The organism is Saprospiraceae bacterium (genome assembly GCA_016715965.1).
GTDB lineage: Bacteria > Bacteroidota > Bacteroidia > Chitinophagales > Saprospiraceae > Vicinibacter.
In genome coordinates this window covers 3,605,774-3,625,898 of record JADJXG010000001.1, presented here as the reverse complement: position 1 = coordinate 3,625,898, position 20,125 = coordinate 3,605,774, and the positions used below count along the sequence as shown (strand labels likewise).

Below are 20,125 nucleotides of genomic sequence, written 5' to 3'. Positions count from 1 at the left end.
TTAATTTTAATATGCTTTTCTTGTCGAGAATCTTCCAAAGAGATGTCTGATCAAGAAGCTGTAGAACTATTGGATAAGGAATATCTCACAGAAGTTGAATTAATATACACGGATACTGGTAAATTAATCTTAAGGGTAATAGCACCAGTTATGATCAGACATTATAAACAAGGTGCAAGCAAGGATGAATTTCCGAATGGAATGAAAGCCATTTTCTATTCCAATGGTGAAATAACCAATATACTACATTCTAAATATGCCATACGTGTACCCGAAGAAGGAAAAACCTACCTTTCTGAAAATGTCGTTTTGGACAATCCAAAAGGTGAAAAACTTGAAACTTCAGAATTGGTCTGGGATGAACGCGCAAGGAAAGTATATACTTATAAATTTGTAAGGCTATCCCGCGATCAGGAAGTAATACATGCGTACGGATTTGAGTCAGATCAAAATTTTACGAAAGGGCTTATGCTATCAACAGAAGCTAGATTTCCATCAAAGAAAATCCTCGGAGAAATCGATGAAGAAAAAGAGGAATAAGGATCTCTGAATGATTTATTGGTTTTGCAATATTCTTTTAAACTTACAAGTCAAATTATGTTGAGTGAATAATAAAAAGAAGCAACAAAAATTGAAGGTAGAAAGCTTAGTTGTTGTTATAAACCCTTTGCATTTCTTCTTTCAATTTAATAAAATTTTGTTCTGACATAGGAACTAGTGGCAGTCTAAGTTTATTCTCACAGAGCCCTTTTAAATGACACGCCGCTTTAATGCCTGAAGGATTTCCATCAACATATAACCATTTGTGGATATCAAATAAACGGTGGTTTAGAATTCTTGCTGTATTAAAATTTCCACTGAGAGCTTCCCGAATTATTTGAGAAAATTCTGGATATGCATTTGCAATAACGGAAATAACACCATCCCCGCCAAGACCCATAAGGGCAAGTGCCAATGGATCATCGCCCGATAATACTAAAAAATGCCCTGGTTTATCTTTGATAATTTTGGTGGCTTGTGCCAAATCACCTGATGCTTCTTTGACTCCTGCAAATTTATCCGATTGGTGGGCAAGCCGAAGACAGGTTTCTGCTGTAATATTGGAAGAAGTACGACCTGGTACATTGTAAATAATAATTGGCAAAGAACTGGCATTTTCCAGACTCATGTAATGTTGATAAATACCTTCCTGGCTTGGCTTATTATAGGCTGGACTACTGGATAAAATAGCATCAATGCCACTAGGGTCAAGTTCTTTAAGTTCTTTGACCAACTCTGCTGTATTGTTCCCACCAACGCCAACCATAATTTTCGCCCTTCCCTTGTTTTGTCGGATGGTAAACCTAATTACTTCAGATTTTTCAGTCGGAGTAAGCGTTACACTTTCTCCGGTAGTTCCCATACTGACCAAAGTCTCAACTCCTCCTTGTAGGCAATGTTCAATGATTTTTTCCAGTGACAAAAAATCAATAGAGCCATCCAAATTGAAAGGAGTTATCAATGCCACACCCGTTCCTCTTAAATAACTATAGTCAGGCATCATGAAACGTTTTCAGTTTCTGTTCCAGTCTCATTCTCTATAAATTTACCCATGTGAACATATTTTTCAATTCTTTTATGAATCAAATCCTCCGTCTTTAATTGGATCAACTCATCCAAAGTAGATTTGATGTGCTTTTTTAGATTTTTGGCCATTTGTTCTGGGTCAGAGTGAGCACCACCCAAAGGTTCTTTTACAATACCATCAATTAAATTAAATGATAACATGTGCTCGGCGGTTAATTTAAGTGCTTCTGCCGCTTTTTCTTTATACTCCCAACTTCTCCAAAGTATCGAGGAACAGGACTCAGGAGAAATGACAGAATACCAGGTATTTTCTAACATAAAGACGCGATCTCCAACTCCAATTCCCAACGCACCTCCTGAAGCTCCTTCTCCTATAATATAGCATATTATCGGTACCTTCAATTGCGCCATTTCGTATAAATTGCGGGCAATGGCTTCAGCTTGACCTCGTTCTTCAGCTTCAATGCCGGGATAAGCACCTGGTGTATCAATAAATGTAATTACTGGAAAATTAAATTTTTCAGCCAGTTTCATAAGCCGTAGAGCTTTGCGATAGCCTTCGGGATTTGCCATACCAAAATTGCGAAAACTCCTTTGCTTCGTAGAGGTGCCTTTTTGATGCCCTATAATGACAAAGGACTGATTTTCAATTTGGCCAATTCCACCTACGATGGCCTTGTCATCTTTAATCTGCCTGTCACCGTGTAATTCGGTGAATTTTTTACAAATTTGGGATATGTAGTAAAGTGTGTAGGGTCTCTCAGGATGGCGAGAAAGCTGTACTTTTTGCCATCCGGTTAAATTTGAATATATTTCTTTCCGCTTGGTTTTTATTCTATTTTCAAGTTCAGCAATTTGATCTGACATATCTATTGAGCCCTCTTCCGCAATTTTTTTAATCTGATCCAATTGACCATAAAGGATCTCCAAAGGTTTTTCAAATTCCATAAATATCATAAAACCAAGAATTTAACTTTTATTTGACCAATGCTTTCGCAAATAATGAATAGCGAAATTACAACTTTGTCAGTTCAATGGGTAAATTCAATTTTTTTTAAAATTTACACTACTTAATTTAAAAATATCCTACTTTTGCGTTTCATTTGACGTTTGGTAGATCCAGGACTGTCAGTCAACTGAGTAGTTTGCCGCCCTGTCATCCCCAAGTGAACTTGGGGACGGGTTCGAGTCCAGAAATAGAAAACAGAAACAAATCACAGAAGAGTGATTTAAGAAAAAATAATGGATCGGTAGTACAGTTGGTTAGTATGCCACCCTGTCATCCCCAAGTGAATTTGGGGACGGGTTCGAGTCCAGAAATAGAAAACAGAAACAAATCACAGAAGAGTGATTTAAGAAAAAATAATGAATCGGTAGTACAGTTGGTTAGTATGCCGCCCTGTCATCCCCAAGTGAACTTGGGGACGGGTTCGAGTCCAGAAATAGAAAATAGAAACAAATCACAAAAGAGTGATTTAAGAAAAAATAATGGATCGGTAGTACAGTTGGTTAGTATGCCGCCCTTCATCCCCAAGTGAACTTGGGGACGGGTTCGAAAAATAGAAACAAATCACAAAAGAGTGATTTAAGAAAAAATAATGGATCGGTAGTACAGTTGGTTAGTATGCCGCCCTGTCCCCAGTCGAAAAAGAAACAACGCAAATCACAAAGAGTGATTTAAGAAAAATAGGATCGGTAGTACAGTTGGTGTGCCGCCCTGTCATCCCCAAGTGAACTTGGGGACGGGTTCGAGTCCAGAAATAGAAAACAGAAACAAATCACAAAAGAGTGATTTAAGAAAAATAATGGATCGGTAGTACAGTTGGTTAGTGCGCCCTGTCATCCCCAAGTGAACTTGGGGACGGGTTCGAGTCCAGAAATAGAAAACAGAAACAAATCACAAAAGAGTGATTTAAGAAAAAATAATGGATCGGTAGTACAGTTGGTTAGTATGCCGCCCTGTCATCCCCAAGTGAACTTGGGGACGGGTTCGAGTCCAGAAATAGAAAACAGAAACAAATCACAAAAGAGTGATTTAAGAAAAAATAATGGATCGGTAGTACAGTTGGTTAGTATGCCGCCCTGTCATCCCCAAGTGAACTTGGGGACGGGTTCGAGTCCAGAAATAGAAAACAGAAACAAATCACAAAAGAGTGATTTAAGAAAAAATAATGGATCGGTAGTACAGTTGGTTAGTATGCCGCCCTGTCATCCCCAAGTGAACTTGGGGACGGGTTCGAGTCCAGAAATAGAAAACAGAAACAAATCACAAAAGAGTGATTTAAGAAAAAATAATGGATCGGACGGTAGTACAGTTGGTTTGTTTGCCGCCCCTCCCCCCCCGGGGGGGGTCCGGTCCAAAATAGAAAACAGAAACAAATCACAAAAGAGTGATTTAAGAAAAAATAATGGATCGGTAGTACAGTTGGTTAGTATGCCGCCCTGTCATCCCCAAGTGAACTTGGGGACGGGTTCGAGTCCAGAAATAGAAAACAGAAACAAATCACAAAAGAGTGATTTAAAAAAAATAATGGATCGGTAGTACAGTTGGTTAGTATGCCGCCCTGTCATCCCCAAGTGAACTTGGGGACGGGTTCGAGTCCAGAAATAGAAAACAGAAACAAATCACAAAAGAGTGATTTAAGAAAAAATAATGGATCGGTAGTACAGTTGGTTAGTATGCCGCCCTGTCATCCCCAAGTGAACTTGGGGACGGGTTCGAGTCCAGAAATAGAAAACAGAAACAAATCACAAAAGAGTGATTTAAAAAAAATAATGGATCGGTAGTACAGTTGGTTAGTATGCCTCCCTGTCATCCCCAAGTGAACTTGGGGACGGGTTCGAGTCCAGAAATAGAAAACAGAAACAAATCACAAAAGAGTGATTTAAGAAAAAATAATGGATCGGTAGTACAGTTGGTTAGTATGCCGCCCTGTCATCCCCAAGTGAACTTGGGGACGGGTTCGAGTCCAGAAATAGAAAACAGAAACAAATCACAAAAGAGTGATTTAAGAAAAATAATGGATCGGTAGTACAGTTGGTTAGTATGCCGCCCTGTCATCCCCAAGTGAACTTGGGGACGGGTTCGAGTCCAGAAATAGAAAACAGAAACAAATCACAAAAGAGTGATTTAAGAAAAAATAATGGATCGGTAGTACAGTTGGTTAGTATGCCGCCCTGTCACGGCGGAGGTCGCGGGTTCGAGTCCCGTCCGGTCCGCTAAAATTGAAGCTCTTCATAAATTGAAGGGCTTTTTTTTTGAAAAGATGAAGCATTATGTCTATATTATTGAAAGCGAAGTAGATGGTACTTACTACAAGGGATACTCACAACATCCGATAAACAGATTAGAACAACATAACGGGGGAAAAACCCGATATACCATGTTAAAAATTCCATGGAAACTGATCTACATCCAAAGTTACCCAACGAAGAAAGAAGCTTTGATTAGAGAGCGAGCACTAAAAAGTATAGCAGAGCACAAATTGAAGAACTGATCTTGAGCATAAAAAATGAATTGAATAATGGCTTAATTTAAGCCCTGTCATCCCCAAGTTTACTTGGGGACGGGTTCGAGTCCCGTCCGGTCCGCTAAAATTGAAGCTCTTCATAAATTGAAGGGCTTTTTTTTTTGAAAAGATGAAGCATTATGTCTATATTATTGAAAGCGAAGTAGATGGTACTTACTATAAGGGATACTCACAACATCCGATAAATAGATTAGAACAACATAACGGGGGAAAAACCCGATATACCATGTTAAAAATTCCATGGAAACTGATCTACATCCAAAGTTACCCAACTAAGAAAGAAGCTTTGATTAGAGAGCGAGCACTAAAAAAGTATAGCAGAGCACAAATTGAAGAACTGATCTTGAGCATAAAAAATGAATTGAATAATGGCTTAATTTAAGCCCTGTCATCCCCAAGTTTACTTGGGGACGGGTTCGAGTCCCGTCCGGTCCGCTAAAATTGAAGCTCTTCATAAATTGAAGGGTTTTTTTTTGAAAATATGAAACATTATGTCTATATTATTGAAAGCAAAGCAGATGGTACTTACTACAAGGGATACTCACAACATCCGATAAATAGATTAGAACAACATAACGGGGGAAAAACCCGATATACCATGTTAAAAATTCCATGGAAACTGATCTACATCCAAAGTTACCCAACGAAGAAAGAAGCTTTGATTAGAGAGCGAGCACTAAAAAAGTATAGCAGAGCACAAATTGAAGAACTGATCTTGAGCATAAAAAATGAATTGAATAATGGCTTAATTTAAGCCCTGTCATCCCCAAGTTTACTTGGAGACGGGTTCGAGTCCCGTCCGGTCCGCTAAAATTGAAGCTCTTCATAAATTGAAGGGCTTTTTTAAATATTTTTTTTCAGCTTTTTTAACTGAAAATTTTAAATCATGCAAGGGGTCTAAGTCCTCTGGTTATTTATTATGAGTATTTGATTGGATCACCGAACTTTTAATGCAAATTTCAACTTCTACGAATGTGCACATTTCATCGAATAATGAAAAACAGTGCTTATCAAATTTTCTTCTATAAGCCAATCACAATTGGGATTGGTCTTATTTTTGTAAATGGCTTTTGAATGTAGAAGTAAAAAATCTATTCGGGTGAATGAAGTAGATTTGTTGAATTATTTTGGATTCAGCTACTTAAAGATTCGAGATGTTATCAATCAAAATTAAACCAATGGCTTTCAATGTGGTGATCCTTATAGAAAAACTATTTCTACATTAATTCACTCTTACTGGTTTGAATGCAATCCTATACGGTTTCCTTCAGTATCTATAAATTGAGCAATAAAGCCAAACTCGCCAATTGAAGTCTTTGGGAAGAGCAGTTTGCCACCTGACTCATCAACACGACTTGCTTCCACTGCAACATCTTCTGAGCCAAAATAAATAATGGTGCCTTCAGAGGAGGGCTTGTTGCTTTCAGATTGCACAAGGGCACCCATAGCCCCTGCACTTTCCGGGTTTCCGGGAAACATATACATAGGGGAATCCGGCATTGGAACATATTCAAATGCAGCATTAAAGACTTTTGTATAAAAAGCTTTTGCCCTCTCCAAATCTACACAGCCAATTTCAAACCAACTTACTGGATTATTCATAATAAAAATTTTAGCAAAGGTATAGATTCTGATTTCACGATGTTCTTGCCCTAGGGCAAGAAATTACTTTCCCATCAGTTCTTTTCGAATTCTACTTAATGAAGTATCCGTTATACCAAGATAGGAAGCAATGCATTTTAAAGGAGCAATCCGCAGAATTTCATGGTTTTTTTCAATAAAATTTATATACCGATTTCTGGCAGTATCCGTAATCATGGATAAACTCCTGCTTTTCAATTCAAACAATTGGGAAGACATCCACAAACGACCCCATTCTCTAAATCCTTCAATTTGATTGTAAAGGGTTTGAAAATCTCTTAAACTGATTCTCCAACAAACAAGATCTGTTAAAGCCTTCATGTTTTCCTTTGTTGGAGTTCGGAGAAACAAAGAGGAAGATTCTATAGCAATTGAACCAGAACCGTAAAAACCTGTGGTTATTTCTTTATTTTCTTGGCCAATTACATAACATTGTACCAAACCACTTTCGATACAGTAGTACTCGCTTGAGATATCGTTTTGCTTTAACAAATGTTCTCCTTTTTGAAATAAAATATGTTTGTGACAATTTGAAATCAATTCCTGATGAAAATGGTCCAATAAAGGATGTTGGTATATGGAGTTAAGAAAAGCACTCATTCTTTTTTTGATTTTGAAAAGCTTTTTCTATTTTGAATACTTTGGGCAAACGGGTTTACATTGCGAAAATATAATGCTTCCATTTCACGAAAGATCAAAATCAAAATCATAGGTTTTTTTTAACACTAGCTTGATTTGATGGTCAGCTTTGTTCATTGATTGAATATAATGTGTTGGTGCGGGTGGCTCGTATTCGTTTTACCCTGCCTGTTTATTGGCTCAACTCTTTGATAATAAAATTGTTAATTACTGGATTAATGAAAAAGAAGAAGAATCACAAGAGGACAGAAAGTCTTTTAAGTCCCAATAAGTTGCTCAGAATTTTTGCCGAGCACCCGGACAAATCCTTTGGAATATCAGCACTTAAGCGAAAGCTAAATTTACAGAAACTCGGTCCAATGCTCGAAATTCTAGAGACAATGGAGCGAAAAAAGTTGATTTCCAAGACATCTCCTGGAAAATGGATCTACATAGGCTTGGCTGTTCAACCGAAAAAGAACAAGGAAGAACTGTATGAAGGCACTTTGGATATGGCAAAGGCTGGATTTGGATATGTGCTCGTGAAAGGTCTGTCAAGAGACATTTTTGTAGCTCCAAAGAATATGATGGGCGCACAGGACGGTGATTATGTCCAGGTGAAAATCATCAGGTTATACATGAACAAGCCCGAAGGTGTCATTGTAAAAATATTACAGCGATCTACCACTCAGTTTGTTGGTGTTTACAGAGCCCATAAAAATCACTCTGTGGTACTTGTTGAATCCCACCATCATGTAATGGAGGTATATTTACCGAAGGAAGAAGCAGCTAAACTGTTGGACTTTGATAGGGTGGTCATTGAGATTACCAAGTGGAAGGAAAAGCCGGGAGATCGGATGTGGGCAAAAGTTGTTAGAAATTTCGGACAGGAAAGGAGTTTGGATCTTGAGATGCAATCCATTTTAGCTGAATCAGGTTTTCCTTTGGAGTTTCCTCAAGCTGTTTTGGAAGAAGCAAATCAGATTTCTGGCAAAGTATCCACCGATCCTTTGCGTTTGGATTTGCGATCTGAAATTTGTTTTACCATCGATCCAATTGATGCCAAAGATTTTGATGATGCTATTTCTATTCATAGAGATAAAGATGGAAACCTGGAAATAGGAGTGCATATTGCTGATGTGAGTCATTATGTACTGCCGGATAGTGCTTTGGACAAGGAAGCACTTAGGCGCGGAAATTCAGTGTATTTGGTGGACAGGGTATTGCCAATGTTACCCGAAAGATTGTCTAATCATCTGTGTTCTCTCAGACCACATGAAGACAAGTACACTTTTTCGGTGATTTTTACTTTCGATGAAGAAAATAAATTAAAGAAGCACTGGATTGGTAAAACGATCATCCACAGTCGTCAAAGATTTGCTTATGAAGATGTGCAGGCAATCCTTGAAGGTAAGTTTCATGAATTGGAAGACCACCTTCATTTGATCAATCGAATCACAAAATTGCTGAGAAAAGAAAGAATGAAAAATGGTTCGATTGATTTTGAGTCTCCTGAAGTGAGATTTAAACTAAACGATCAGGGACTTCCAGTAGAATTATATGTCAAAGACCGCTTTGACGCACACATGCTAATTGAAGAATTAATGCTTTTGGCCAACCAATATGTAGCTAAATTCGTCTCTTTAAAAAACAAAACCTTCCCTATACCTTTTATTTACCGCATTCATGATCTTCCAGATCCAATGAAATTAGAAGAATTTCAGTTTTTTGCGCAAGAAATGGGGGTCAAACTGGATCTTTCCAACCCAAAAAAAATTTCCAAATCTTTGAACTTATTAAATGAGAAAGTTAAAGAGGATGAAAGTCTGAAAATATTATTGCCATTGGCCATACGCACCATGGCTAAAGCAGAATATAATCCAGAAAATATTGGACACTATGGTTTGGCATTTGAATATTATACCCATTTTACTTCTCCCATCAGAAGGTACGCAGACCTTGTGGTTCATAGAATTTTATTTGACAACCTCCATCAGGAAAAGAGGTATAGGCCTGAGATGATTGAAGCCCAATGCAGATATATCTCTTCTCAGGAGCGCAAAGCCATGGAAGCGGAAAGAGAATCCGTCAGATATTTTCAGGCATTGTACATGCAATCGCATGTTGGAGAGATTTTCGAAGGACGAATTACAGGAATGAATGACAGAGGATTTTATGTACAGCTGATCGATAATCTTTGTGAAGGCTCACTAGCAATGGATACTTTCGAGGATAGTATATCCGTCAGCAAGAACAGACTCTCTGCAAGTTCGGATATGTCTGACCAATCCTGGAAAATGGGAGATAAGATAAAAGTAAAATTAATTTCCTCTGATCCGGAAGACCGTATAATTCTATTTGCTCCGGTGGTTGATTAACTAGCCTTTCAGCTTTTCGATTTCCATCTCCAATTGATCAAAATGAAAGCTAGGCTCATTTTTCTCTTTTGCCAGTTCTTTTCCTTTCCTACAAATGTCCAGAGCTTCTTTGTGTTTACCGTTTAATTTGAGAACATTGGCATACATTAGGTATTGTTTGGTAAGACCACCATTGGTGGCAGCTTTTTTTGCAACTGACTCCGCAAATTCAGTGACATTTTTATTGGTTCTGAAATATCCCAATGACTGCTCAACCGTCCGGGTTAATTTGTTTGCATCATTTTTTGCAGATTTTTTAACATAAGCTTTGGCAGCTGTCAAATATCGATCTGGATCGCCGGTTTTACCATAATACTCCATATTCGTTTGAAATACAAACTCAGTGGCTTTTGAAGAATGGTTTTTAATCTTGATTTGGGCTTCTTTCAGCAATGTTTCATTCCGATATTCCAAAGCTTTGGAAAAGGTTTTATGGCAAGCTTGATACACCCTGGCATCAAAAACTTCCTGACTTTTTAATTGGGTGATTTCTTTTTTATGTTCAATGAGTAAATCAAAAATCCTGGAATCTGCTTCAGTTGCTGATTCAATGATAATCTCAAGATTTTCAGGAGTGCTCAATGAAGTTTGAGTGGAGAGGTATTCGTTTGCAATTTTGAGACTAGGTTTACCGGCATTATTTAAAGATTTAATATAGGCGAGTACAGTTTTTGGGTCTCTGTTGCCTTCGTTGTATAATTTGGCGTAGTCTCCTGATTTGTCATTTTTTTTCAAGGCTTCTTTACCTAAGTCAATGAAGGCTTCGGGGCCTCTGGCACCGGAAACTCTGTGCACTATTTTTCCTTGACCGTCAATATACAATAGGGTGGGGTAGGAATTAATGGCATAACGAATGGATAAATCCCTTCCTTCACCTTTTTCCATGTCCACCTTTAAATTAATGAAATTCTCATTGTAGTAATCACCTACCATGGGATCAGGAAATGTATTCGCTGCCATTCTGCGGCAAGGTCCGCACCAGGTGGTGTAAGCGTCCATAAAGACCAGTTTACCTTCAACCTGTGCTTTGTCTAAAGCCTCCTGAAAGCTGCCTTGAAAAAATTGGATGCCTTGGGCTTGTAATTTTAAGCTTGCAGGTGCCATGATACCTGCTAAAAAGGCAAGAAAGTAGACTGTGCGAATCATGAAAACTAAATTTAAGAATATGAAACAGTTTATTTGACACAAAGATTATGGTTTACCTTTAAATTTTGTTTTATTTTTTGAGCTTTGCACCAATTATAAGTATGTCTCAAAGGGCTAAATTTTTTGAATTGATCGGCCAAACAAGTTTGACCTCCCTGGGATTTAAAGTCTGTAAATCCAAAGGATCCTGGTTGTATGACAATACTGGCCATGCTTATCTTGATTTAATTTCCGGCTTTGGGGTCAGCAACATGGGTCACGGACACCCTGCTATTCTTGACGCCATTCATCAACAATCCACTGCTTATTTACACACCAATGTTTATGGAGAACATGCCCAAACGCCACAAAATGCTTTGGCTGCTTTGTTGAGAAGTACTTTGCCTTCCAGCCTTGGCCAGGTTTATTTTTTAAGTACTGGCAGTGAAGCTGTGGATGCAGCCATCAAGTTGGCAAGAACATATACTTCACGAACTGAAGTTGTCGTTTTGACAAAAGCCTACCATGGGAGCACATTGGCTGCAGAATCCCTTCGTTCTGATTTTCCCCATAAATCTCACTTCTTACCCTTATTGCCAGGAGTACATTTCATGGAAGCAAATCATCTGGAAGGACTAAATAAAATAAATGAGAAGACCGCTCTGGTGCTTTTAGAACCCATTCAGGCAGAAGCTGGAGTTGTTCAATTGGATCTTGGGTTCTTGTCAAAGCTTCGTGCAAGATGCGATGACTATGGTGCTTTGTTGGCATTTGACGAGATTCAAACGGGATTTGGAAGAACAGGTAAAATGTTTGCATTTCAATCTACGAATGTTGTTCCTGACATACTATTACTGGGGAAAGCGATTGGGGGAGGCTTGCCTTTGTCAGCGCTAATTAGCAATCAGAAAATTATATTTTCATTTGCTCATTCTCCGGCACTTGGATACATTACCACTTTTGGCGGCAACCCACTTTCTTGTGCAGCCGGTTTCGCGCATTTAAAAGCTATGTTGGATGAAGAAATTATTGCCAGAATTCCTGAAAAATCTGCAATCATTCATAATTGTTTTCAATCTAAAAAAATCTCAGCGAAACGATTGATTGGATTGTTCGCTGCAATTGAATTGGCAAATGAAGAAATGGTCAAGCAAATTATAGAAATTGCAAAAACCAATTATATTTTAATAGATAGTTTTCTATTTAGACCTCAGGCAATTCGTATTGCACCGCCATTGAACATTGATCATATCGATTTGAAAAACGCCTGTGAAAGAATCAACCAATGGATTGAAGATTATTCTCAATAGTCCATTATTTGTGAATCAAAATCCGTTTAGATCCTACCAAAGATGCTGATTGGAAGAATCGGATCGAATAAATTCCATTGGTAAATAAATTGCTTTCAATTTGCTCAGAGCCATTGATTGTGCCGCTCATAATAATTTGTCCTTGGGTATTGATGATTTCATATTGAAATGGCAGGTGGGAATCGGTTGTAATCCAAAACCAATCAGCTGCCGGATTTGGCATTATCCCAAATTGCCTTTCATCAGGATTGGCTCTTTCAAACAATATTTCCAAAGAATGGATATCAATTTCTTTGTCGTAGAATTCAGGTTGAAGTCTGCCATCTAGACAAAGCTGATTGGACAGCAAAGCCTGTAGGCTTCCAGATTTTATCTTTAATAAGAGGATGGGTTTGTTTTCATCCCAGTTCAATCCCAATGCATCGGTATAGCTAACATTCAGGCCCTGATCATCCCAATGATAATTTTCCTCAGATAATTGCAAAGACTCAACGTCCAAAAGTGTTGCATCGCCGCATACATTTAGAGAAAACTGATACCCGGTTATACCTTTTTGTCCCTTCAGAAAAACTGGAATTTCCAGAATTTCTCCTGGCTCAGTTCTTTTTTGCTGCACCATCAGAAAAACATCGAGATTCTTTGCTCTTGATTCCATCCGATCACCCACCAGTTGTCTTCTATAACTCAGATCAATATCGCCCATTTTAATTGCCAAAATATCTGCATTGGTCCTTGGAAAATTAATAATCTGAAGACCATTAAATAAAATAGATTGAAAACTCTGATGGGGTGCAATAACTTGCTTCCAATTATGAACTAAAAAATACCAAGGTAGGACTTCTGTAAAATTGTCTTTAATACCCAGGATTATTCTACGCAATTCTGTTATATCAGATGCCGTCACATTTTTATTGTTGTTGACATCTGCGGCAAAATATTTTAGGGTATCTACAAATTTTTCAATACTGAGGATGTGTCTTTGAATATAGATTATATCACGAGACGAAATACCTTCAATGGGTTCTGATCTTTTAACCAAGCGGTATTCCATGAATCCACTTTTCCGCTCTTTAAGAGTCATGCCATAGTGTAAACCTCCATTGGGCGAGAGACAAACCTTCGTGATGTTATTTGGCAATCCAAAATATATACTGTCAGGATAAACTCTATAATCATTTTGAGTGACAATTCTACCACCTACATCTGCTTTGTCTGACATCGATTGAAGTCCTACATTTTGAAGTTGATTGCAACCGAATTTATCGGTGATTACAGCACTGTAAATTCCAGGAAAAAGATTAACCAATACAGGAGTAGAGTCATTGGTGTTCCAACGATATTTATATGGACCGAATTCACCTTTGGGAATAATTTCAATAAATCCTTCCTGCTCACAAATGGCATCTTCCGTAATTCGGTTGTGCTCAAAACTATTTTGATAATTGAGAACATTGATGAAACTAATTTTCTGTGTGACTTGTCCCGAACACAAATCTGTGAACCTCCACTCTCTTCTGATTCTTACAGGCGAGTTACAACCGTTGGAGATTTTTGAGTCAGTATAGGTAAAACTGATCATGCGAAACGGAAGCTTTGCTCCAAGTACAGCCTCTGAAAATGAAATATCCCTTGGGTGGGATACGGTGGTATCAAAAGGAATATGAATATTGTCAGGTCTATGGTGCCTTAAATAGATTCTTTGAGAACACCGTTCCAGTTCTCCAAGGGCATTTCTTATGGTAAAATTCCGGGTAACAATGTCGTGCATATTGGAGCAATTACCTGGCGCAAAAAATTCAATCCAGGTAATATTAACAGCACCTCCATTGTTGGAAATCACCTTTGGCGCTCCTGTGACAGATGTGTCAAAGGCCTGACCTTCTTGCAGGTAAATCTCATCCGGACATTCAACGATCAATGTTTGAGGTGTGGGGGAGTGAGAACCTGCGACTGCTTGATTTTGGTTAAAAAATGAGAGCAAAGCAAGTGCGAAAAACATCCTCATGATTTTCAAATTTGATGTAAATTTAGTCAAATTTATTCAGATAATCAGCTTTGTAACAATCGAATGGCTCAAAAAAGTATATGGAATTCTTCTGTTATACATAACTATGTCTTACTGTAAACTTTACTCATTCAACATGTTGTATATTCGAATTAAAAAAATATTTGACAATAATGAGATTACATCGTCCTTACAAAATATCAAAGAAATTTAGCAGTTAAAAAGCAAAATCCGATAGTCATAATACAAATCCATCTAAACTATGAATCACACAGAAATAGCTTATTTTGGGTTAGAAACCCTATTTTAAATCAAAATATTCGGATGGATTTGTCAGGAATTGACTTTATCCACGACTGCTTTGAAGCTTTCAGGGTTGTGCAGAGCGAGATCTGCCAATACCTTCCTGTTAATGATAATATTGTTTTTGTTTAATTTGTCGATAAACCTGGAGTAGTTAATACCGAAAGGTCTGACTGCAGCATTGATTCTGGCGATCCAAAGCCTTCTGAATGCGCGTTTTTTCTGCCTTCTGTGGATGAAGGCGTATTTCATTGCGCGTTCCACAGCATTTTTTGCTACTGTGTAAACTTTGGACCTTCCGCTAAAATAGCCTCTGGCTGCTTTGAGGATTTTCTTTCTCCTCGCTTTGGCTGCTACCGAATTGACTGAACGTGGCATATTAATTGGTTTTAGGCAATCGGGGGATTCACCAAAGTGAATGCTTAACCACCGCTTACCGGTTAACTATAATAATTTAAATTAAAAGATTCCAAGTAAAACTCTCATGCGGCTCTGTTCTGTAGGATGCGCTACAATACTTGACTTGTGCCGCCCTTTGGCTTTTTTGCTTTTACTGCTCAGACGGTGTGAAGTATTGGCTTGAGCCCTTTTCACCTTACCTGTTCCGGTTAATTTGAATCTTTTCTTCGAACCTGAATGAGTCTTTACCTTTGGCATGACTTTTATTTTAAGCCTGCAAAGGTAGATCTTTATTCTAAAATCGGGTAAAAAAAATTAATTTTTTGTCTTTTTGGGAGAAATGATGACGTACATCCTCTTTCCTTCCAGCCTTGGAAGCTCCTCTGCGGATCCCAAATGGACCAATTCATTGATAAATCGTAGCAAAATTAATTCTCCCCGGTCTTTAAAAGCGATCGCCCGTCCACGAAACTGCACATAAGCCTTGACCTTACAGTTCTCTTCCAAAAACTTGGTGGCATGTTTGACCTTAAATTCAAAATCATGGTCATCGGTATTGGGTCCAAATCTGATTTCTTTAATGACCACTTTGACCGTTTTGGCTTTAATTTCTTTTTCCTTCTTCTTCTTAAGGTAAATAAACTTGTTAAAGTCAATGATTTTACAAACCGGAGGATCTGCTTTTGCAGTAATTTCAACCAAATCTATCCCCAAGTCATAGGCCCATTTGACTGCTTGGGCGGTAGAGTAAACTCCAGCTTCAATGGTTTTACCAGCGATTTGGGAGATTTCGTCAAAATCTTCGCCCACCAATCTGATGGTGGGGCTTTTAATTTCATCGTTAACGCGGAATTGGCCTCTTAGTATGTCCAGTGGCCCTGGCTTCTTTCTATTAATATTCAAATTGAGGGATTTAGAATCATTGACTCACAAAAGTACACAAGCTTTCCAAAATCAGGATTGCGATTTTTTGGACGTACTCGTTTTGGAAGCTGTCTGTATGAGAACTGAATCTTTTTCTTTGTTCATGACTGCTTTCAACTTTGTGCCTGGTTCGGGATTTTCACTTAGGATATACTCAGCCAAAGGATCTTCCAGATATTTTTGAACAGCGCGATGCAAAGGTCTAGCCCCAAATTGAGGGTCATATCCTTTCTCTGCGAGGAATTCCATGGTATCCTGATGTATGCTTAATTCTAGTTTCATCTGCTCGATGCGCTTTAGCAAAGAGTTGACTACCAAATGGATAATTTGGAATATTTGCTCTTTTTCAAGCCCATTAAAAATCAGCACATCGTCTATTCTGTTGAGGAATTCAGGACTAAAGGTTTTTTTAAGGGCATTTTTAATGACTGATCTGGTGTTCTCTTCTGCGTTGTCCTGTCTGGATTTAGTGGCAAAACCAACACCCTGACCAAAATCTTTTAATTGTCTTACTCCAATGTTGGAAGTCATTATGATGACCGTATTTTTAAAATCCACTTTGCGTCCCAATCCATCTGTTAGTTGTCCCTCGTCCAAAACCTGAAGCAGAATATTGTAAACATCGGGATGGGCTTTTTCAATTTCGTCCAAAAGAACAACTGAATAGGGTTTCCTTCTGACTTTTTCGGTCAATTGACCACCTTCTTCGTAACCCACGTAGCCTGGAGGTGCTCCAATCAATCTCGACACCGTAAATTTTTCCATGTATTCACTCATGTCAAGCCGGATTAAAGCATCGTCCGAGTCAAACATAAACCTGGCCAAAGCTTTTGCCATTTCTGTTTTTCCCACTCCGGTAGGGCCAAGGAAGATAAAGCTACCGATTGGTTTTTTAGGGTCTTTTAATCCAACCCTGTTTCTCTGGATTGCCTTAACAATTTTAGTGACCGCTTCATCCTGGCCAATAATTGAATTTTTAATAGAATCGCCCATATTAACGAGCTTTTTGCTCTCACTCTGAGCGACCTTCTTAACAGGAATTCCCGTCATCATGGCCACCACTTCTGCGATGTCGTCTTCCGTCACCGGAAACCTTCTTGTCTTGCTTTCCTCGTCCCAATTAAACTTAGCAGATTCGAGTTTTTTCTGAAGTTTAGATTCCAGATCTCTCAAATCGGCTGCTTTTTCATATTGTTGCCCTTTTACTGCTTGATTTTTTTGTTCGCGAATCGAATCTATTTGGGTCTCAATTTCTTCGATGTGCTTCGGTACGTGTATGTTTTTTAAGTGGACACGGGCTCCAACTTCATCCATTACGTCAATAGCTTTGTCCGGCAAAAATCGATCGGTGATATAACGATCGCTCAATTTAACACAGGCATCGATGGCTTCATCGCTATAGGAAACAGAATGAAATTCTTCGTATTTTGGTCGTATGTTTTGAAGGATTTGATAGGCCTCTTCTACAGAAGGAGGATCAACCATTACTTTCTGGAATCTCCTGTCGAGAGCTCCGTCTTTCTCAATATGTTGGCGGTACTCATCCAGCGTGGAGGCTCCAATACATTGCAATTCTCCACGGGCCAAGGCAGGTTTAAAAATATTGGAAGCATCCAATGAACCTGTCGCACCTCCTGCTCCAATAATGGTGTGAATTTCATCAATAAAAAGAATGACATCCCGGGATTTTTCAAGCTCTCCCATAATGGCTTTGATCCTTTCTTCAAACTGTCCCCTGTATTTGGTTCCAGCCACCAGTGCAGCAAGATCAAGCATCACAATTCTTTTGTTAAACAAAGTCCTCGACACTTTCTTTTGCATGATTCGAAGTGCAAGTCCTTCGACTATGGCAGTTTTACCAACACCGGGTTCACCAATCAAAATCGGATTGTTTTTTTTGCGTCTGCTGAGTATTTGAGAAACCCGCTCTATCTCTCTTTCCCGTCCAACGATGGGGTCAAGACGTCCATCTTCTGCGAGCTTGGTGATGTCTCTTCCATAATTGTCCAATACAGGCGTCTGTGATTTGGAACCGGACTTTTTTGAAAAAGATGAGGATGGTGGTTCTTCTTCAAAGGAATCCGGGTCTTGTGAAGACGCGCTGATATCTGGAGCTTCTTCGCTGCTGTGATCCTGGGTGACCAGGTATTCTAATTCAGAACGATAAAGATCGTAATCAATGTTGTTGTCTTTTAGAATATGGGAAGCCAGATTGTCCTGATTTTTGAGGATGCTCAGCATCAAGTGTTCCGGATAAATTTCTTCTTCTCTGGTACTTTTGGCTTCGAGGTAGGTAAACTTAAGGACCTTTTCCGCTTGTTTGTTTAGGGGAAGATTGCCCACCTGAAAACTGGTTTCTTCACCCTTGCGAACCGGAATGGCTTCGATGATTTGGTCCTTCAATTCGCTGAGATTGATCTTTAGAGATTTGAGGACATGGATGGCCAGGGTATCTGATTCCTGGAGCATTCCAAGCAGTATGTGCTCAGTACCAATGTAATCGTGTCCAAGCTTGAGGGCTTCTTCACGGCTGTTTGCCAACACTTTTTTTACTTTAGCTGAAAACCTTTTGTTCATTGAAAAAGGAAATCTTGTTTATGAATAATTTGTTTCTTTCGAAGATTTGAAAACATACCAGCTCGTGGAATTGTTTCGGTTCCGCTGGTATGGATAACATCTCACTAGACGATTCGGAAACAAAGTTTCGTTACATTTGCGTCCTCAAAAGTAATCAATATTTTTAATTTCAATTCAGATATTTGTTTTTTGCATGTGTAGAATATTGGAAATAAATCATTTAAACATAATTAATTAATTGAATATCAATGAAGTATCAAATAGACAAGCAGGACCGGTATGCTGTTTTTTCTTTAGAAGAACCCAATCTCAATTCTTTGATTGCACCTGACCTCAAATCCGAATTTGTTTTCTTAAAAAACGAAGGAGTCCGCAATCTGATCCTGGATCTCAAGGACGTCCAGTACATTGATTCTTCAGGTTTGAGTTCTATTCTGACCGCCAATCGCCTGTGGAGTGAAGATGGTAGTTTTGTCATGTGCAACATGAATTCAGAAGGCGTACGTAAACTGATCGAGATTTCTAAATTAGACAGTATTCTCACCATCATCCCCACCTTGGATGAGTCCGTCGAATATGTTTTTATGGAGGATATCGAGAGAGACCTAAATGCAGAAGGAGAAGAAGAATAGCATTCCTTTTGACTTGCTGATTTTGGGCAGCTCGTCGGCGATTCCTTCCGATTCAAGATTTCCAAGTGCCCAAGTGATTCGAATGGGTGAGGATCTTTTTCTGATTGATTGTGGAGAGGCAAGCCAAAATCGTCTATGGGCACATCGTGTAAAGTGGAATAAAATCGGATGGATACTGATCTCTCATATGCATGGAGATCATGTATACGGATTGCCGGGTTTGATTACTAGCTTTTGTCATTTGCAGCGTGAAAATCCTTTGAAGATTGCAGGCCCTCGTGGCATTAAAGATTACCTACACAACATTTTTTATCACAGCCAGGTAAAACCATGTTTTGAAATCGAATTTATTGAATTGGACCAAAAGCCAAGCATTGTAATGGATGAGGAATGGAGAAGCATTCAAGCCTTTCCATTGGATCACAGAATTCCAACGATGGGTTATCAATTAAAAATCCACAAGCAAATCAGGAGACTGAATATGGATAAATTAGACCAACTTTCGATTGCATTGGAGGATTACCAAAGGATCATAATTGGAGAATCAGTTTGCGATTCAGAAGGTCGAGTATACCATGCTGATGAATTAACTTTTACAGAAGAATTCAGAAGATCCTATGCCTATTGCAGCGACACCCGATATATGGAATCTTTGATTCCAAAATTGCACGGGACAGATGTTTTGTACCATGAGACCACCTACCTGGATGATTTGGCGGATAAGGCACATCAAACTGGCCATACCACCGCGCGTCAGGCTGCGGAATTTGCCAAAAAGGCTGAAGTGGGTCAATTGATTACCGGCCATTATTCTTCCAGGTATAAAGACTTGCAAGTTATTCTCGATGAATGCCGCACAATTTTTCCAAATACCATTTTGGGAAAAGAAGGACTTAGAATGGAGATTCGTTCATCTTCTTTTTCTGTTATTTGAATTCCTGATTGGAACCAGGTATAACTTTAGAAATTACAGCACAGGACCATTCATGTGAATCCTGAAAAGGGATTATAATACAAACAAAAATACTTTTAAATACTTTTTTCTTCTCCAAATTTGTCCTCTATTAAATAGCAAAGA

General features: G+C 38.7%; 18 protein-coding genes and 1 tRNA gene. 9 read left to right on the top strand and 10 right to left on the bottom strand.

The window, feature by feature from the left end; genetic code table 11:
- Positions 1 to 42 precede the first annotated feature (42 nt).
- On the top strand, positions 43 to 540 hold the full coding sequence (gene lptC, locus IPM48_14105) for an LPS export ABC transporter periplasmic protein LptC (protein MBK9272717.1): 498 nt from the start codon (positions 43 to 45) through the stop codon (positions 538 to 540).
- Between the two features lie 106 nt (positions 541 to 646).
- Here lptC and IPM48_14100 read toward each other — a convergent pair whose 3' ends face one another.
- Positions 647 to 1,540, bottom strand: a complete 894-nt coding sequence (locus tag IPM48_14100) for a 4-hydroxy-tetrahydrodipicolinate synthase (GenBank protein ID MBK9272716.1) — start codon at positions 1,538 to 1,540, stop codon at positions 647 to 649.
- On the bottom strand, positions 1,540 to 2,523 hold the full coding sequence (locus IPM48_14095; protein MBK9272715.1) for an acetyl-CoA carboxylase carboxyltransferase subunit alpha: 984 nt from the start codon (positions 2,521 to 2,523) through the stop codon (positions 1,540 to 1,542). Before IPM48_14095 ends, IPM48_14100 begins: the two co-directional genes overlap by 1 nt.
- Positions 2,524 to 4,711: 2,188 nt before the next feature.
- Between IPM48_14095 and IPM48_14090 the strand changes: the two genes are divergently transcribed.
- The 4 genes from IPM48_14090 (at position 4,712) to IPM48_14075 (ending at position 5,850) form a co-directional block, all read left to right on the top strand.
- Positions 4,712 to 4,785 (top strand) — tRNA-Asp (locus IPM48_14090).
- A 47-nt stretch (positions 4,786 to 4,832) separates the two neighbouring features.
- Positions 4,833 to 5,063, top strand: coding sequence for a GIY-YIG nuclease family protein (locus tag IPM48_14085; GenBank protein ID MBK9272714.1), 231 nt, complete (start codon positions 4,833 to 4,835; stop codon positions 5,061 to 5,063).
- Positions 5,064 to 5,205: 142 nt separating this feature from the next.
- Positions 5,206 to 5,478 carry a GIY-YIG nuclease family protein gene (locus tag IPM48_14080; protein ID MBK9272713.1) on the top strand — a complete coding sequence of 91 codons (273 nt, stop codon included), beginning with the start codon at positions 5,206 to 5,208 and terminating at the stop codon, positions 5,476 to 5,478.
- Positions 5,479 to 5,577: 99 nt separating this feature from the next.
- The gene (locus IPM48_14075; protein MBK9272712.1) at positions 5,578 to 5,850 is read left to right on the top strand and encodes a GIY-YIG nuclease family protein; all 273 of its coding nucleotides are present in this window, start codon (positions 5,578 to 5,580) and stop codon (positions 5,848 to 5,850) included.
- 479 nt (positions 5,851 to 6,329) lie between these two features.
- On the opposite strand, the gene IPM48_14070 is transcribed toward IPM48_14075, so the two are convergent.
- Both IPM48_14070 and IPM48_14065 read right to left on the bottom strand, forming a co-directional pair.
- Positions 6,330 to 6,701, bottom strand: coding sequence for a VOC family protein (locus tag IPM48_14070; GenBank protein MBK9272711.1), 372 nt, complete (start codon positions 6,699 to 6,701; stop codon positions 6,330 to 6,332).
- A gap of 60 nt (positions 6,702 to 6,761) precedes the next feature.
- The gene (locus IPM48_14065; protein ID MBK9272710.1) at positions 6,762 to 7,337 is read right to left on the bottom strand and encodes a Crp/Fnr family transcriptional regulator; all 576 of its coding nucleotides are present in this window, start codon (positions 7,335 to 7,337) and stop codon (positions 6,762 to 6,764) included.
- A 257-nt stretch (positions 7,338 to 7,594) separates the two neighbouring features.
- Between IPM48_14065 and rnr the strand changes: the two genes are divergently transcribed.
- The gene (gene rnr / locus IPM48_14060) at positions 7,595 to 9,733 is read left to right on the top strand and encodes a ribonuclease R (protein ID MBK9272709.1); all 2,139 of its coding nucleotides are present in this window, start codon (positions 7,595 to 7,597) and stop codon (positions 9,731 to 9,733) included.
- On the opposite strand, the gene IPM48_14055 is transcribed toward rnr, so the two are convergent.
- The gene (locus tag IPM48_14055; protein ID MBK9272708.1) at positions 9,734 to 10,918 is read right to left on the bottom strand and encodes a thioredoxin family protein; all 1,185 of its coding nucleotides are present in this window, start codon (positions 10,916 to 10,918) and stop codon (positions 9,734 to 9,736) included.
- Positions 10,919 to 11,046: 128 nt separating this feature from the next.
- Here IPM48_14055 and IPM48_14050 point away from each other — a divergent pair, with 128 nt between their 5' ends.
- Positions 11,047 to 12,207, top strand: coding sequence for an aspartate aminotransferase family protein (locus IPM48_14050; protein ID MBK9272707.1), 1,161 nt, complete (start codon positions 11,047 to 11,049; stop codon positions 12,205 to 12,207).
- Positions 12,208 to 12,211: 4 nt separating this feature from the next.
- Here IPM48_14050 and IPM48_14045 read toward each other — a convergent pair whose 3' ends face one another.
- The 5 genes from IPM48_14045 to IPM48_14025 all read right to left on the bottom strand — a co-directional run bounded on the left by IPM48_14045 (position 12,212) and on the right by IPM48_14025 (position 18,415).
- Positions 12,212 to 14,212, bottom strand: coding sequence for a T9SS type A sorting domain-containing protein (locus IPM48_14045; protein ID MBK9272706.1), 2,001 nt, complete (start codon positions 14,210 to 14,212; stop codon positions 12,212 to 12,214).
- Between the two features lie 333 nt (positions 14,213 to 14,545).
- On the bottom strand, positions 14,546 to 14,893 hold the full coding sequence (rplT, locus tag IPM48_14040; GenBank protein ID MBK9272705.1) for a 50S ribosomal protein L20: 348 nt from the start codon (positions 14,891 to 14,893) through the stop codon (positions 14,546 to 14,548).
- 81 nt (positions 14,894 to 14,974) lie between these two features.
- A complete protein-coding gene (gene rpmI / locus IPM48_14035; protein MBK9272704.1) occupies positions 14,975 to 15,172 on the bottom strand; it encodes a 50S ribosomal protein L35 in 198 nt (65 codons plus the stop codon).
- A gap of 57 nt (positions 15,173 to 15,229) precedes the next feature.
- Positions 15,230 to 15,811, bottom strand: a complete 582-nt coding sequence (locus IPM48_14030; GenBank protein MBK9272703.1) for a translation initiation factor IF-3 — start codon at positions 15,809 to 15,811, stop codon at positions 15,230 to 15,232.
- A 57-nt stretch (positions 15,812 to 15,868) separates the two neighbouring features.
- Positions 15,869 to 18,415 (bottom strand): ATP-dependent Clp protease ATP-binding subunit, encoded by a 2,547-nt coding sequence (locus IPM48_14025; protein MBK9272702.1) that lies wholly within the window; start codon positions 18,413 to 18,415, stop codon positions 15,869 to 15,871.
- 248 nt (positions 18,416 to 18,663) lie between these two features.
- On the opposite strand from IPM48_14025, the gene IPM48_14020 reads away from it, so the two are divergent.
- Both IPM48_14020 and IPM48_14015 read left to right on the top strand, forming a co-directional pair.
- On the top strand, positions 18,664 to 19,047 hold the full coding sequence (locus IPM48_14020) for an STAS domain-containing protein (protein ID MBK9272701.1): 384 nt from the start codon (positions 18,664 to 18,666) through the stop codon (positions 19,045 to 19,047).
- Positions 19,025 to 19,981, top strand: a complete 957-nt coding sequence (locus tag IPM48_14015) for a ribonuclease Z (protein ID MBK9272700.1) — start codon at positions 19,025 to 19,027, stop codon at positions 19,979 to 19,981. Before IPM48_14020 ends, IPM48_14015 begins: the two co-directional genes overlap by 23 nt.
- The last annotated feature ends 144 nt before the right edge of the window (positions 19,982 to 20,125 follow it).

Excerpts from the sequence above, each read along its gene's own strand:
- IPM48_14075 (MBK9272712.1), top strand. The coding sequence starts at position 5,578 with ATGAAACATTATGTCTATATTATTGAAAGCAAAGCAGATGGTACTTAC.
- rnr (MBK9272709.1), top strand. The coding sequence starts at position 7,595 with ATGAAAAAGAAGAAGAATCACAAGAGGACAGAAAGTCTTTTAAGTCCC.
- rpmI (MBK9272704.1), bottom strand. The coding sequence starts at position 15,172 with ATGCCAAAGGTAAAGACTCATTCAGGTTCGAAGAAAAGATTCAAATTA.
- IPM48_14100 (MBK9272716.1), bottom strand. The coding sequence starts at position 1,540 with ATGCCTGACTATAGTTATTTAAGAGGAACGGGTGTGGCATTGATAACT.
- IPM48_14020 (MBK9272701.1), top strand. The coding sequence starts at position 18,664 with ATGAAGTATCAAATAGACAAGCAGGACCGGTATGCTGTTTTTTCTTTA.
- IPM48_14055 (MBK9272708.1), bottom strand. The coding sequence starts at position 10,918 with ATGATTCGCACAGTCTACTTTCTTGCCTTTTTAGCAGGTATCATGGCA.
- IPM48_14095 (MBK9272715.1), bottom strand. The coding sequence starts at position 2,523 with ATGATATTTATGGAATTTGAAAAACCTTTGGAGATCCTTTATGGTCAA.
- lptC (MBK9272717.1), top strand. The coding sequence starts at position 43 with ATGTCTGATCAAGAAGCTGTAGAACTATTGGATAAGGAATATCTCACA.
- IPM48_14080 (MBK9272713.1), top strand. The coding sequence starts at position 5,206 with ATGAAGCATTATGTCTATATTATTGAAAGCGAAGTAGATGGTACTTAC.
- IPM48_14085 (MBK9272714.1), top strand. The coding sequence starts at position 4,833 with ATGAAGCATTATGTCTATATTATTGAAAGCGAAGTAGATGGTACTTAC.
- IPM48_14015 (MBK9272700.1), top strand. The coding sequence starts at position 19,025 with ATGCAGAAGGAGAAGAAGAATAGCATTCCTTTTGACTTGCTGATTTTG.
- rplT (MBK9272705.1), bottom strand. The coding sequence starts at position 14,893 with ATGCCACGTTCAGTCAATTCGGTAGCAGCCAAAGCGAGGAGAAAGAAA.
- IPM48_14045 (MBK9272706.1), bottom strand. The coding sequence starts at position 14,212 with ATGAGGATGTTTTTCGCACTTGCTTTGCTCTCATTTTTTAACCAAAAT.
- IPM48_14025 (MBK9272702.1), bottom strand. The coding sequence starts at position 18,415 with ATGAACAAAAGGTTTTCAGCTAAAGTAAAAAAAGTGTTGGCAAACAGC.
- IPM48_14065 (MBK9272710.1), bottom strand. The coding sequence starts at position 7,337 with ATGAGTGCTTTTCTTAACTCCATATACCAACATCCTTTATTGGACCAT.